Source organism: Specibacter sp. AOP5-B1-6, from assembly GCF_052376555.1.
Classification (GTDB): Bacteria; Actinomycetota; Actinomycetes; order Actinomycetales; family Micrococcaceae; genus Specibacter.
Map to the genome: position 1 here is coordinate 168,618 of NZ_JBQSVT010000001.1, position 12,190 is coordinate 180,807.

Sequence of the window (12,190 nt, forward strand, 5' to 3'; positions counted from 1 at the left end):
ATTCTGCCCCACGGGCGGCGCCGCCGCAGCCGCATGAGATCTGACGTCCCATGTGGCTAAGGGCACACTTAGTCGAGAGCCTGATCACAAAGTGCCAAGATGAAGCTATGCGAATGGATCATGTTTCTTACGCCAGTGAATCAGATGGATTGGCCGCCACCACGGAGCGAATCGCGACGGCCCTAGGGGTCAAGGCAGTGAAGGGCGGCATCCATCCGCGCTTCGGCACCCGCAATATGATCATCCCCCTCACGGACCACCACTATCTGGAAATTGTCGAGTGCCTCAACCACCCGGCGTCGGACAAGGCACCCTTCGGCCAGGCCGTGCAGGCGCGCTCGGCCGCCGGTGGCGGCTGGATGGGTTGGTGCGTCGCCGTGGACGACCTCGTCCCCTTTGAGGAGCGCCTCGGCCGCAGCGCCGTCCCCGGCAACCGCAAGTTCCCCGACGGCCAGGAACTAATCTGGCAGCAGATCGGCATCAAGGGCCTCATCGCCGACCCGCAGGTCCCCTACATGCTCAAGTGGGAGGGCGATCCGGCCCTGCACCCCTCGCAGGCCCGCCCCTCCATCGTGAAGCTTTCCTCGCTCACCATCGCCGGCAGTGCCGAACGCGTCACCGAGTGGCTGGGCGAACCCGTCGAGGCTCCCCTGGACGATGTGGCCGTGGAATGGATCGCCCCGCGCGGCACCCCGGGCATCATGTCCGTCACCTTCGAGACGGCCGGCGGCCCCGTCACGATCTAGCTTTTTCGGCTGGGCCCACGAGCGCAGGGTTCCCTGGCCGAGGTACGAGGTTAGGGCGCGGCTGGGGAACGACGTCGGCACCCTCCCCCTGTGGGCGGGTGCCGTTTTCGTTGGCACCGTCCGGCAAGTCCGGGCATCGCACCGAGGTCCGTGAGATCCGGCTGCCACGTCCTTCAGCCTTCGCAGGGTTTGTCGTGCTGCCCAAGGACAAGGCCGCCACATAGGCTGCACGGCGACACTTCACAAAAGGGGCCCTCGAACAGGTGCCAGTTCTGGGAACATGGCGGTATGGAAGAGTTCATGCGGTCACTGGCAACCAGCATTCTCCGTGGCCTTGGTCCCGGGCGCCGGTTCGTGGCAGTCGACGGCATCGACGGCAGTGGAAAGACCACCTTTGCCACCAACCTGGCAGCCGGGATCCAGAGCCGGCCCGTGATCGTCATCCACGCCGACGACTATCTGAACCCCTCGCCCATCAGGCACTCCCGGGGGCGCAACTCAGCGGAAGGCTTCTGGCAGGACACCTATAATTATGCTGCCCTGCAGGACCTGGTGTTCGCACCACTGGCTCCGAACGGGGACGGCTGGTACTCACCGGCATCCTATGACCAGAAACTCGACGAAACGGTAAAAGCGGAATTCCTGCACGCCCCCTCAGATGCCCTTGTCCTTGTGGAAGGCATGTTCCTGCACCGTGATGAGCTCACCCCTTGCTGGGACGCCTCGCTGTTCCTGGACGTTCCCTTCGCCGAAACCGCGGCACGCATGGCTGTCCGCAACGGCAGCAATCCCGACCCGGAGCACCCCACGATGCGCCGCTACGTCGGAGGGCAGCGCCTCTACTTCGCGGCAGCCCGGCCCTGGGAACGTGCCACCATCGTCGTGGACAACACCGACTTCACTTCCCCACAGGTCATCCATCCCCACATGGCTGCAGCAGGCAGACAAGGGTTTGCCAAACGGACTCTGACAGCCACATGACTCTCCAGTCGAGACCGCCACTCACGTGAATTTCAGGTAGGAAATGCACGCTTTATTTATGTCCACCGTCAGCGTCGCGGCCAGCGCACAGCAGTTGTTGTCAGTCCCGAGCATTACGAACGGATGCTCGAAGCGCTGGAAGACGCCGAAGATGCCGCCGCGTTCGACGAGGCAATGGCAGATGAGGGACCCAACATCCCCTGGGCTCAAGTGAAGGTCGAACTGGGCTGGACATGAGCTGCCAGGTCGGGCTTCGTCCCGCAGCAGTGTCCACGACCGCTGAATACACATGCAGGGTCCCCTGACCGGGGCGCGAGGTGAAGGGGCACATTGGCAGCGTGGGATCAGCCGCCGAACCCCAGCGCCGGGCCGAGCGTGAACGCGGCGATGTCAACCAGTGCGTGCGCCACCACCAGCGGAGCCACCCGCCCGTATTTCTTGTACACCCAGCCAAACAGCAGCCCCATGGCGAAGTTGCCGAGGAACGGCCCGAAACCTTGGTACAGGTGGTAGCTGGCGCGCAGCAGGGCGCTGAGCAGGATGGCCGCCCACACGCCCAGCCCGATCTTTTCCAAGCGCCCCAGCAGGTAGCCGTTCAGGATGACTTCCTCCAGGACGCCGGCACGGATGGCCGACAGCACCAGCACGGGAACAGTCCACCAATACTGGTCCAGGGCGCTGGGAATGATCTCCGTGGTGACGCCCATCGCCCGCCCGGCGGCGTACAGGCCCAGCGACGGCACACCAATGACAACCAGCAGTCCCAGCGCCCCCAGTCCGTCGCGGAAGGGGTGCCGCCAGTCCAGGCCAATGCGCCGAAAGACGGATTTTCCGGGTTCGGCCAGCAGGTAAAACACCAGCATGACCGGGACCAGCGCGAAGAAGATGTCCAGAATTTGGTAGGTGAAGTCAAAGATTTCCCTGTTGTTGCGCACCGCGTTGAGCGTCGAGGTGCCCTCCGCAATCGGCGCCCGGCTCATCTTGTCCAGCAGCGACACCACCGAGTACACGGCCGACTGCCCCAGCGACACCCCCAGCACCAGGAGCACCTCAATGATGAGCCGCCGCCTGGATTTGGCGCCCCAGCCTTGATGTTCGACGCCGGACCCGGCACCCTTCGCCGCCGCCCACCCCTCGGCTTTCGCCGCCGGCGACCCGGCACCGTGGGCGGGCGGGGCCGGGACTTGGCTGCCGTCGTCGTGCGTGGAAGCGGCAGGCACTGATTCAGTCATATCGCAATCATGCCTGCCCCGGGCCCAAATGGCACAGAACGGCCGTCTGGGGGCCACTGCCCCGCGAGTGCCCGCGCCCGGCTTCCGAGCTGAGGGGAACGGGTGGGGATAGGCTCGGTAGCATGAGCGCCCCACGCCAGATCATCATGATCCGTCACGGACAGTCAGCCGCCAACGTTGACCAGACCATTTACAACCGGATTCCCGACTACCGGATCCCGCTGACCGAATTGGGCATCGCCCAGGCCAGGGAAGCCGGGGAGAAGGTCCGCCGGCAGCTGGACGGGCAGAAGGTGCGTGTTTACGTGTCGCCGTATTTGCGCGCGTACCAGACCCTTGAAGCCATGGATCTGGGCGATCTCGTGGAGACCACCATGGAGGAGCCGCGCCTGCGCGAGCAGGACTGGGCGAACTTCCAAAACCCTGCGGAGATCGCCGACCAAAAGGAACTCCGCAACGCTTACGGGCATTTCTTTTACAGGTTTCGTGAGGGCGAATCCGGTTCGGATGTGTATGACAGGGTGTCGTCCTTCATGGAAACCTTGTTCAGGCATTGGTCGGGGGACGATTCCGTGCCGAACATCCTGCTCGTCACGCACGGGCTGACGATGCGCTTGTTTTGCATGCGCTGGTTCCACTGGTCGGTGGAGTACTTTGAATCGCTGAACAACCCCGGAAACGCCGAAACCCGCACGCTTCTGCAGGACGGCAAAAAGTATTTCCTTGACACCGAGTTTGCGCAGTGGACCGAGGCGGAGCCAACCAAGACCGTGTTGGACTCCCCCGACCATGTTTGGTGAGCCTCAAATTTGGTGAGCCGGCGCCACGCATTTGCTCGCGCCCAGGAACTCGCGCCCAGAAACTCGTGCCCTCGATGAGGGACCCGCGCAGCTAGAACAGTCCGGCCCCGATGACCCTGAGGATCTTCCTGTCTGGCCATTCGTCCCGGATCGCTTGGGCCTCCAGCGGGCTCAGACTCTCATACAGACCTACTGAGCGTAGAAAAGCTTCGCGGTCTTCGTCCGAGACCGTCCCTGCCATGAGATCGGTGATTACTTCCGCCATCGCCCTGCTTCCTCTCCCGCTTACCGGAGGGTGCCGCCGCCGGCGGCAATCCTGCCCGGGATCCTGCCATGGACCATTGCCGTCATCCTACCGACACCACCAGCGTCGCAATAGGCAACACCGGTCTGGCCTAATTATTATTTTTGCCCCCGCAAAGGGTAACCTTTCCTAAGTACAGGGGCAGACCCCAGTTGAAACGTCAACGGAACACCGGAGTATTTGGGTGCTTGCAACATTGGTCATCGGCCTGCGGGAAGGCCTTGAGGCTGCCCTCATCGTGGGCATGATTGCGGCGTTCCTGCGCCGCAACGGCATCCCGCTCAAGCCCATGTGGCTCGGGGTTGCTGCGGCCGTCTTCCTGAGCGCGATCGTCGGCATCACCCTTGAAATCGTGTCTGCCGCGCTCCCCCAGCAACAGCAGGAAGCCATGGAAACCGTCATCGGTGCCGTGGCCGTGGTCATCGTGACGTTCATGATCCTGTGGATGAGCAAAAACTCCCGCTCCATGAAATCGACCCTGGAGGCCCACGCCGGATCCGCGCTCAAGGGCGGCTCAGTGTTTGCCTTGGCCGGAATGGCGTTCCTCGCCGTGTTGCGCGAGGGCGTTGAAACAGCCGTCTTCATGGTCGCCGCCTTCCAGTCCTCCCTCAGCCCGGTGTCCGCCGGAGCCGGGGCAGTGCTGGGCCTGGCCATCGCCTCCGGAGTTGGCGTCCTGCTCTTCCGCGGCGCCATCAAGCTCAATCTCGCCAAGTTCTTCAAGGCAACAGGCGTGTTCCTGGTGTTCGTCGCCGCGGGGCTCGTGATGAAATCGCTGCGCACAGCCCACGAAGCCGGCTGGCTCAACGTCGGCCAAGCGGCCACCGTCAACCTCAGCTGGCTGGCCCCCAACGGCAGCGCCCGCGCGGCCATCCTCACCGGCGTCCTCGGCATCCCCAACGACCCCCGCGTCGTCGAACTCCTCGGCTGGGCGCTCTACCTGGTCCCCATGCTCGCCTTCATCCTGTGGCCGCGCACCTGGCAGCCCTCGGCCGCTGCCCTTCCACGGGTGCAGTTCGCCGCCGCCGGAACCCTGGCCGCAGCCGCCCTTGCCCTGGTCCTGGCCGCACCGCTGGCCATACCGGCAGCCCCACTGGGTGAAAGTTCGACGCCGACCATCACCTCCTCCGGCACGGCGGGGGTCTCGCTGCGGGTCACCACCAGCGGCGCGGCCGGCGACAGCGGCGCCGGCACCGCCAACCCTCCAGCCGCAGCCAATGCCGCAGCAGCAGTCAACTCGGGGGCGGCCACATCAAAAACACTTGTGGCAACCACCGGCGACGGCACGGTGAGCAGCTACCCGCTGACCTCCCAGGGCACCGAGTCCCACGCGGGCCGCACAGCCGCCGTCTACACCGCCGCGGCAACACCGGATGCCCGCCAGGAACCGGCCACCATCACCGCCGCCGCCCTGACCGAGCTCAACGGCGGCCGGATGCCGGTGGGCATCAGCACCTCCAGCAACCCCGGCCCCTTCGCTGCGGCATGGAACCACAAGGGCGGGGTCACGGTGTGGCTTGTCAACGGTTCCATCATTGACGCCGAAAGCACCCAGTCCGCCACCTTGACACTCAGCGGCGGCGGCCTGGCCAGCCCCCGCACCATTGCCGTGGCCGGCGACGACGGCTGGCGGGTGCCCGAAGCGCACGTCACCGCCGCCGTCACCGAGCTGAGCAGCTTTGCCTCGGCCACCACCGAAAATGTGCTGTGGTCCCGCTACCTGCCAACCGTTTTCATCATCGCTGCGCTGGTGCTGTTTGTCGCCGGCCGCCGCAACCGGCGCCAGCTCCTCGTGACCGCACCCTCACCCTGATTCCCCGTACGGGCTTTCCGCTTCCGGCGGAGGCTGTTTTGCGCTCCCCTTTTCACGTGTTCACCCCTTTGTGCACACCCCAACCAAGGACACCCATGACTTCCCTTTCGCCCCGAACTTTCCGCTCCACAGCCCCGGCCCTGCTGGCCGGCGCCGCCGTGCTGTCCCTTTCGCTGGCTGCCTGCGGCGGTGCCGCACCACAGGAGAACGCGGCCGGAGCCCCGAAGGGCGATGCGGCTCCCGTCAGCAACGGTGCCGCCCAGATCGCCGTCAGCGTTGAAAAGGTCGACGGCGAAGACCAATGCGTGCCGGACTTCGCAGCAGCTCCGGCCGGCCCCGTCACGTTCACCATTTCCAACAAGGACGCCTCCGGTGTCAGCGAAGTTGAACTGCTCAGCGACAAGCGGATCCTGGGTGAGCGTGAAAACGTCATCCCCGGCTTGAAGTCCGTCAGCTTCACCGTCACCCTGGCCGGCGGCGAATACCAGCTGTACTGCCCCGGTGCAGGCACCGAAAACGTTCCGTTCGCCGTCACCGGCGCCGCTGCGTCGGCAGGCGCCAACGGTGTGGGTGCACTGTTGAAGGAAGGCACCGACGGCTATGCCAAATACGTTTCGGGCCAGGTGGACAGCCTCGTGCTGGCGGCGGCCGCCCTGCAGTCGGCCGTTGATGCCGGCGACCTGGCTGCCAGCCAGAAGGCCTACGCCGAGGCCCGCCCCTTCTTTGAGCGCATCGAACCCGTGGCGGAAAGCTTCCCCGACCTTGACCCCGCTCTTGACCTGCGCGTGGCCGACGTCGAACCCGGAACCGAGTGGACGGGTTTCCACCCGTTGGAGAAGGACCTGTTTGAGGCCAAGGCCATCACCGGTTCCTCCAAGGCCCTGGCCGCGGGCATCGTGAAGAACGTGGCCACCTTGAAGACGCTGACCGCCGAGCTGGAGACCAGCGCCGCCTACAAGCCCGAGGAATTGGCCAACGGTGCCAGCGGCCTGCTGGAAGAAGTCCAGTCCTCCAAGATCACCGGCGAGGAAGAGGCCTACTCCAAGCTTGACCTGGTGGACTTTGCCGCCAACATTGAGGGCTCCCAGCAGGCCTTTGAATACCTCAAACCAGCTCTGGAACAAATCGATGAGGCCCTGACCAAGCAAATTTCCACCCAGTTTGAAACAGTCAACACCGCGTTGGAGGACTACAAGGATCCCGCGTCGCTCGGTGGCTGGAAGTCCTACACGGAGGACTTGAAGAAGTCCGACGCCGCCAAGCTCACCGCCTTGATCCAGTCGCTGCAGGCGCCGCTGGCCAAGATTTCCGAGAAAGTCGCCACCGTTTAAATGTCCAAAGCAACCCCTGCTCCGGACAGCGTTTCGCGCCGCACGTTCTTCAACGGTTCGGCCGCCCTGGCCGGTGCCGGCGGCTTGGCCCTCGGCGCCGGCGGCGGCATGGCGCTCACCGCCGCCACCACGCCCGGGCCGGTGTCCGACGTCGAACTTGTCGCGGCACGGGAGGCCCTGACGTACCCGTTTTATGGGGAACACCAGGGCGGAATCGACACGCCCCCGCAGGACCATCTGGTGTTTACTGCTTTCGATGTGACGGCCGCAACTGCCGTCGAGCTGCAGCTGGTGCTGGCCAAATGGTCCGCGGCCATGGCCGAGATGACGGCGGGATCTCCGGTGGGCAAGGTGGAGCCCGCGCGTGAGCAGGCGGTGCCCGGTGACACCGGCGAAGCCACCGGCACGGGGCCGCAGGGCCTGACACTGACGTTGGGCTTTGGGCCGTCGTTGTTTGACGACAGGTTCGGGCTGGAAAAATTCAAGCCGGCCGACTTTGCCCAGCTGCCGGCCATGGCGGGCGAGTCGCTGGATCCGGCCATGACCGGCGGGGACTTGTGCATCCAGGCCTGCGCCAATGACCCCCAGGTCGCGTACCACGCGGTGCGGAACCTGGCGCGCATGGCCCGCACGGCAGTGAAAACGAAGTGGACGGTGCTGGGTTTTGGGCGGGCCTCCGCGGGACCAAACCAGCCAACACCGCGGAACCTGATGGGGTTCAAGGACGGCACCCGCAATGTCAGCGGCGCCGGAGATTTCGCTGACCATGTCTGGGTGGGCGGGGAAGCCAAGCAGCCGTGGATGGTTGGCGGCAGCTACCTGGTGGCCCGCAAAATCCACATGCTCATCGAGACCTGGGACGAAGACCCCATCGGTGACCAGCAAAGCATTTTTGGGCGGAGCAAGAACGAGGGCGCCCCCTTGTCCGGCACGAAGGAACACGACGTCCCCGACTTCCACGCCGTGCTTGCCGGCGCCCCAAGCGGGCAGCCGGCCATCGCACCCAATTCCCACATTGCCCTGGCCGCCCATGAAAACAACAACGGCACCAAGATCCTGCGCCGGGGCTACAACTTCACCGATGGGCTGGACGCCGTGGGCCGACTGGATGCAGGGTTGATGTTCCTGAGCTTCCAGAAGAACCCGGAACAGTTTGTGGAGCTGCAGCGGAAACTGGGCAGCTCGGACCGGCTCAACGAGTACATCCGCCATGTCGGCTCGGCAGTTTTTGCCGTCCCCGGCGGACTGCCCGCGGCGGGCAGCTACTACGGCAAGGAATTCTTCGCTTAAAGCTGCGGGGCCACAATCACCGTGGTGCCTGCTTCCTTGAATGCCTCCAGCTGTGCCGCGGTGATGCGTGAGTCGGTGATCAGGTTTTGGAAATCGTGTTCCTCCATGGTGGCGAAGGCACGCTTGCCGATCTTGGAGGCATCGGCCAGGATGTAGGCCTCCGAGGCCCGGCGTGCCATCTTGGAGTTCACTGACGCCTCGCCTTCGTCATTGGTGGTGGGCCCGGCACCCGGTTCAATCCCGTTGACACCAATGAAGGCGAAGTCGAGGGCCACGCGCTGCAAGATGGAGTCGGCGTAGGGGCCCACCAGTTCGTAGGAACGCGGGTTCACAATGCCGCCGGTGACCATGATCTTAAAATTGGGGCGGATGGCCAGCTGCGCGGCAATGTTGATGGCATTGGTGACAACTGTCAGCGTCGGCCGGTTGGACTGGACCATCAGGTCCTCGCGCGTGGACAGCACCTGGGCCAGTGCCGTGCTCGTCGTGCCTCCGCACAGGCCAATGACGGCACCCTTGGGGATCAAGGCGCTGGCGGCATGGGCAATCTGTTGCTTTTCCTCCGCATGGTCGTCCCGGTTGTAGCGCCCGGGCAGGTCATAGGAAACAGATCCGCTGGTGGCACCGCCGCGGGTGCGCGTCAGCAGCCGCTCATTGGCCAGGGAGTCGAGGTCGCGGCGTGCAGTTGCCGGGGAAACCCCCAGCTTGGCCACGACCTCGTCGACTTCAACCTGGCCGTCGGCAGCCAGAATGTCCAAAATCGCTGTGAGTCGTTCAGTTCTGTTCATGTGCCACTCCTGGGCGGTCAACCGCCGCGTTTAGTCGTCTGTGGGGGCGCCACCGGCGAACAACGCCAGCAACCGTGAAACTTCAGGAACCAGGGCCGCACGGCCGGCGCCCAGGTACTTGCGTGAATCCACGACGGCAGGGTTGGCATCCAGATACCCGCGCACCGCCCTGGTGAAGAAGCCGTTCAGGTGGGTGGAGACGTTGATCTTGGTCATGCCTGCTGCAATCGCTGCCACAATGTTCTCATCTGACACCCCCGATGAGCCGTGCAACACCAGCGGAACGCCCAAAACTGCCTTAAGCTCGGCGATCCGGGCCAGGTTCAAGGCGGCGCTGCGCTCGGTCATGGCGTGTGAGGAACCGACGGCGACTGCCAGTGCGTCGACACCCGTGGCCGCCACAAAGGCGGCGGCTTCGCCCGGATCCGTCAGCACACCGGGGGCGTGCGCCCCGTCCTTGCCGCCGACCTTGCCCAGTTCGGCCTCGACGTAGACTCCGCGTTCGTGCGCGTAGGCGGCAACCCGGGCCGTGACCTCAACGTTTTGTGCGTACTCAAAGTGGGCACCGTCGTACATGATGGAGCCAAAGCCCAGGTCGACCGCTTCCCGGGCCAGCGCCTCGTCCTCGGCATGGTCAAGGTGCACGGCCACCGGTACGGAGGCCTTGCGGGCTGCGGCCAGGGTGGCCAGGGCCACGGGTTCGAGTCCGCCGTGGAACTTCGCGCAGTTTTCCGAGATTTGCAGGATGACCGGGCGACCGGCTGCCTCGGCGCCGCCGATGAGCCCCTCCAGGGTCTCCAGGTGGATCACGTTGAACGCGCCCTGGCCGGTGCCGGCCGCGGCGGCCAGGTCCATGATGTCGCGGGTGTTTGTCAATGCCATGAAATATGCGTCCTCAGTGGTCTGTAATGATCAGTTGCTTGGCCAGCTCGGTGTGTTGCGGGGAAATCTCCCCGGCACCCGGCATGAGCACGGCGGCGGCGCTCCAGGCGGTGGCTTGGCGCAGGATCTCGCGCAGCTCCGTCTCGCCGTTGGCAAGTGCGACGGCGGCGGCACTCACCGCCGCGTCCCCCGCCCCGGTGGGGTTGCCGCTGAGCGGGGCCGGCAGCTTCGCTTGGAGGCATGTCCCGGGGGCATCGGCGCTGAACGCCAGCATGCCCTCCTCCCCCACGCTCACGAGCACGCGCCGGGCGCCCAGGTCCATCAGCTTGCGTGCCGCGCTGACAAGGTCGCGCTCGCCCACAGCCTCCATCAGCTCGTGGTTGTTCGGCTTGAGCAGGTCGGCCCCGGCCCGGGCCGCCGCCAAGATGCCGCTGCCCGAGGTGTCGATGATGGCAGGCACTCCTGCCGCGTGGGCCAGGGCGACAAGTGCGGGATAGAAATCGGCCGGCGCCTGGTCCGGGAGAGAGCCCGAGCCCACCAGCACGCCCGGCCTGCGCACGCCGTCGGGCGTCTGCACCCCGCCAAGATTGTCGACGACGGCGGCGGCCAGCGCCTGCCATTCAGCGGCCCCGAGCGCGGGGCCGGCCTCGTTGAAAATGCTGGTCGTGTTGTCGGCTGCCGTGTCAACGAGGGCGATGGTGCGCCTCGTCGCCGCGGCAACCGGCACCAGGTGATGCAAAATTCCGGAGGACTCCAAGTCCTGGCGGAACTGCTCGCCGGAGGGTCCGCCCACTGTTGCAATGGCGAGGGTCGGGTGGCCCAGCTGGTGCGCCACCCGCGACACGTTCAGTCCCTTGCCGCCGGCCCGGTACAGCGGGGTCGGCACGCGGTGCGAGGAACCCAGGCTGATGCCGGCGACTGTATAGGTGACGTCGACTGCCGGGTTCGGTGTGACGGTAAGAACCACGTTGCCGGCGCTCATGCCGGCGCCCCCTGTTCTGCGCCGTTCCGGCCTGCGCCCTGTTCTGCGCCGTTCCGGTCGACGAGGCTGCGTGCCTTCAACGCAGAGCCGATGAGGCCCGCGTTTTCGCCGAGGGCGGCGTGCACGTAGTCAGGGCGGCGGTGGAAGGTGAGCAGCTCGTCGACGCGTGCGGCCAGGGGTTCAAAGAGTGCCGGACCGGCCATGGACAGGCCGCCTCCGAGCACCACGGTTTCGGTGCCAAGGATGGACACGCACTGGGCGACGCTGAATGCCAGGGCATCAATGGCTTCGGACCAGACCGTCTTGGCGGCCGCATCATCGGAGGCAGTCAGTTCCAGCACCGCGCGGGCTCCGGCCACGGAGGATCCGGTGGCTTCGGTGTAGCGGCGCGCAATGGCCCCGGCCGAGCCCAGCGATTCCATGATCGCCATGCCGCCACCCGGTGCAGGAACCATGGCGTGGCCGATCTCGCCTGCGTAGCCGCCGCCGGCCACGCGTCGTCCGTCGCACAGCACGGCGCCGGCAATGCCCGTGCCAATGACCAGGATGAGCACGTCGGTCTTGCCCACGGCGGCGCCGAGCTGGAATTCCGCCTCACCGGCCATGCTGACGTCATGCCCAAATCCAACAGGAACCCCCAGCGCCTTGGTCAGCGTTGCCGTGAACGGGAAATCCTTCCAGCCCAGGTTGGCCGAGTAAATGCCGATGCCTGCATCCTCATCCACGATGCCCGGAACGGTGACGCCAACGGCGGAAATGTTTAGTTGCGGGTGGGCGCTGCGGTACCCGGCCGTCAGTTCCACGATCCGGTCGCAGACACTTTCACCGGTCCGGCCGGCCTCCAGGGGTGTGGGGTGGCGTTGCACGTCGACAACCTCCACGGCTTTGCCGGCCGGAGCGCCGCGCACGATGCCGACCTTCATGTCGGTGCCGCCGATGTCAAAGGCAAGGACGACGTCGTTGCCCCCTGGGGCGGCAGCGGCAGGCTGGGTGCCGGAATCACCGGCATGGTTCGTCACAGTGTTCATGAAGTTCGGGTTCTTT

11 protein-coding genes are annotated in these 12,190 nt (G+C 65.5%); 6 read left to right on the plus strand and 5 right to left on the minus strand.

Features of this window, described 5'->3' with window-relative positions; translation table 11 throughout:
* Window positions 1-107: 107 nt before the first annotated feature.
* Together ACT3TS_RS00820 and ACT3TS_RS00825 are read left to right on the plus strand one after the other, a co-directional pair.
* The gene (locus ACT3TS_RS00820) at window positions 108-746 is read left to right on the plus strand and encodes a VOC family protein (RefSeq protein ID WP_444529586.1); all 639 of its coding nucleotides are present in this window, start codon (window positions 108-110) and stop codon (window positions 744-746) included.
* Window positions 747-1,046: 300 nt separating this feature from the next.
* On the plus strand, window positions 1,047-1,727 hold the full coding sequence (locus ACT3TS_RS00825) for a uridine kinase (RefSeq protein ID WP_444529587.1): 681 nt from the start codon (window positions 1,047-1,049) through the stop codon (window positions 1,725-1,727).
* 344 nt (window positions 1,728-2,071) lie between these two features.
* On the opposite strand, the gene ACT3TS_RS00830 is transcribed toward ACT3TS_RS00825, so the two are convergent.
* Window positions 2,072-2,959: a CPBP family intramembrane glutamic endopeptidase gene (locus ACT3TS_RS00830; protein ID WP_444529588.1), complete on the minus strand. Its 888-nt coding sequence runs from the start codon at window positions 2,957-2,959 to the stop codon at window positions 2,072-2,074.
* 122 nt (window positions 2,960-3,081) lie between these two features.
* Here ACT3TS_RS00830 and ACT3TS_RS00835 point away from each other — a divergent pair, with 122 nt between their 5' ends.
* The 4 genes from ACT3TS_RS00835 (at window position 3,082) to efeB (ending at window position 8,494) form a co-directional block, all read left to right on the plus strand.
* On the plus strand, window positions 3,082-3,759 hold the full coding sequence (locus ACT3TS_RS00835) for a histidine phosphatase family protein (protein WP_444529589.1): 678 nt from the start codon (window positions 3,082-3,084) through the stop codon (window positions 3,757-3,759).
* Between the two features lie 488 nt (window positions 3,760-4,247).
* A complete protein-coding gene (gene efeU / locus ACT3TS_RS00840; protein WP_444529590.1) occupies window positions 4,248-5,873 on the plus strand; it encodes an iron uptake transporter permease EfeU in 1,626 nt (541 codons plus the stop codon).
* 95 nt (window positions 5,874-5,968) lie between these two features.
* On the plus strand, window positions 5,969-7,204 hold the full coding sequence (efeO, locus tag ACT3TS_RS00845; protein ID WP_444529591.1) for an iron uptake system protein EfeO: 1,236 nt from the start codon (window positions 5,969-5,971) through the stop codon (window positions 7,202-7,204).
* Complete coding sequence (gene efeB / locus ACT3TS_RS00850; protein ID WP_444529592.1) at window positions 7,205-8,494, plus strand: iron uptake transporter deferrochelatase/peroxidase subunit; 1,290 nt, start codon at window positions 7,205-7,207, stop codon at window positions 8,492-8,494.
* Here the strand turns inward: efeB and ACT3TS_RS00855 are convergent.
* From ACT3TS_RS00855 to ACT3TS_RS00870, 4 genes are read right to left on the minus strand one after another with little or no spacing between them, the layout of a single operon-like run.
* Entirely contained in the window at window positions 8,491-9,282 is a 792-nt protein-coding gene (locus ACT3TS_RS00855) for a DeoR/GlpR family DNA-binding transcription regulator (RefSeq protein ID WP_444529593.1), read from the minus strand. The two genes, efeB and ACT3TS_RS00855, sit on opposite strands and share 4 nt — an antisense overlap.
* Before the next feature lie 30 nt (window positions 9,283-9,312).
* Complete coding sequence (locus tag ACT3TS_RS00860) at window positions 9,313-10,164, minus strand: class II fructose-bisphosphate aldolase (protein ID WP_444529594.1); 852 nt, start codon at window positions 10,162-10,164, stop codon at window positions 9,313-9,315.
* 13 nt (window positions 10,165-10,177) lie between these two features.
* Window positions 10,178-11,146, minus strand: coding sequence for a 1-phosphofructokinase family hexose kinase (locus ACT3TS_RS00865; RefSeq protein WP_444529595.1), 969 nt, complete (start codon window positions 11,144-11,146; stop codon window positions 10,178-10,180).
* Entirely contained in the window at window positions 11,143-12,174 is a 1,032-nt protein-coding gene (locus ACT3TS_RS00870) for an ROK family protein (protein WP_444529596.1), read from the minus strand. Before ACT3TS_RS00870 ends, ACT3TS_RS00865 begins: the two co-directional genes overlap by 4 nt.
* Window positions 12,175-12,190 lie beyond the last annotated feature (16 nt).